The organism is Weissella bombi (assembly GCF_900094835.1).
Classification (GTDB): Bacteria; Bacillota; Bacilli; order Lactobacillales; family Lactobacillaceae; genus Weissella; species Weissella bombi.
This window is the reverse complement of the sequence record NZ_FMAO01000029.1, coordinates 1-1,866: the sequence shown is the minus strand read 5'-3', so window position 1 is coordinate 1,866 and position 1,866 is coordinate 1. Positions and strand designations below refer to the sequence as shown.

2 protein-coding genes and 1 rRNA gene are annotated in these 1,866 nt (G+C 31.6%); 2 read left to right on the top strand and 1 reads right to left on the bottom strand.

Annotation, left to right across the window (positions count from 1 at the left end; genetic code table 11):
• Positions 1-87 (top strand): 5S ribosomal RNA (gene rrf, locus GA0061074_RS09060); the annotation flags it as partial.
• 373 nt (positions 88-460) lie between these two features.
• Positions 461-1,066: a TrmH family RNA methyltransferase gene (locus tag GA0061074_RS09055; protein ID WP_092464124.1), complete on the top strand. Its 606-nt coding sequence runs from the start codon at positions 461-463 to the stop codon at positions 1,064-1,066.
• Positions 1,067-1,119: 53 nt separating this feature from the next.
• On the opposite strand, the gene GA0061074_RS09050 is transcribed toward GA0061074_RS09055, so the two are convergent.
• Entirely contained in the window at positions 1,120-1,506 is a 387-nt protein-coding gene (locus GA0061074_RS09050) for a hypothetical protein (RefSeq protein WP_092464122.1), read from the bottom strand.
• Positions 1,507-1,866: the final 360 nt, after the last annotated feature.

Sequence of the window (1,866 nt, the reverse complement as noted above, 5' to 3'; positions counted from 1 at the left end):
GTTCCCATACCGAACACAGTAGTTAAGCTCAGTAGCGCCAAAAGTAGTTGGAGGATCGCCTCCTGCGAGGATAGGACGTCGCGATGCAAATTTAGGAGACTCACAGTAAAATGTGAGTCTTTTTTTGTGATATGAAAATAGGATAATTGTTTATGAGGTTATTATCTTATTTTAGTCCATTTATATAGTTAATTTTTTAATTCACTGTTTGTATGAATTAACTTATATTGTGATTCGTTATATAGAGCAATAATAAGCCGTTATAAGAAATGGTTATTGATAGCTGAATGTTATCGAATAAATTCAGTGATATGAGAATTTATATTTGATGTAGGAAATATAATCTTTGTTGGTTAGTGCCTTTTTTAGATTGTGGGAAGCATAATTGTTTATTTACCAAATGAAAAAGTAAAAAGGTTTAGGTATAATAAGTTAAGATAATAATACGTAGAGGTACATAATGAGTGATATTAATTTAGAAAATAGCATCGATTACCGTAATTTAGGTGCTGATTTTAAAGGAATGACTAATAGTGAAATTATGCAAGCGTTAGATCAGCGACGTGGTGATATGATTACTGTTCTTCAAAATTTAAGTCATGACTTTAATAAAGCAACAGCTGTTCGTAATCACAATGCTTTTTCTGGGCGAGAAATTGTTTTTTTGAATCCAGATAATCCGATGGATAAGGAAAATGAAGAAGGTGCAAAAAAATGGAATAAAAAAGGTGCAGTAGGTGCACAACATTATGAACATATTAGTCATCATCGTATTTTGGATTATCAGACGTTATTTAATAAGTGGCATGATGAAGGATACGTAATTTATGCCGTAGATAATACGCCAGGGTATGAGTTACATAATGTTTTTGATGTGGCATTTCCAAAAAAGAGTGTTTTTTTGTTTGGTGAAGAGCAAATTGGGTTGGCAAATGAGTTGATAGAAGCAGCTGATGAAATGATTTATATTCCACAAACAGGATCAGTTCGTTCGTTAAACGTTTCGGTTGCACATGGTATTATTGCAGCACTATATACGGCACAACATCCAGTACCAGTAGATTAAAAAAATACGAAGCACTAATTACTAGCGCTTCGTATTTTTTAATAGTTATATACCTATAGTTTGATTTCGAACTCTAAGTTATTATATTGATCACGTTCTCTGATTTGACGGTATCCAAATTCTTGTTCATTTCTATCTAGTAAGTCAGTATGCCAAGTTATTTTTTCACTAAAGTTAGCAAACATTTCTTCTTTAAGCTTATTCATTAGTGAAAGAAAGGCCTGTCCTTCGTCCGCAGTCATTGCAGCGTACAAGCGTTCGTCATTACCATACTTTTTGGAAATTCGTTTTAATTTAATGTTCATCACTTGTCGTGTATAAGCAGGATTTCTGTTCAAACGGACACTAACGTTAATGTGGTTATAGTGAAAATCACGACTGTATTGCAGTAGCATTGCTAAAAATTGTTCGGCATCTATTTTATTGTTTTTGTTTGACATACCTGTATCCTTAATCTGTATAATATCTTTTAATTAGTATAACACGTAATAAATATTATTATTATAAACAAAGTTGATAAAAACACTTGCATTATGTTTCGAAAGGGGGTATTATATAAAAGTTGTCTTTTGTAAGAGACACCAATATTAATAATCAGTTCATTTATGATATATGTTTATGCAATGATTTTGCATTAAACAATATATGAATTTGAAAAATGTTTTAAAAAACATGTTGACAAATTCGTTTAGGTTCTGTATTATTGATTAAGTTGTCAACGAGACAACGACGTTGATCATTGAAAACTGAATATCGTTTCGATAGAACAAATGTGTAGGGTCTTCAAGCATTAAGCTTGA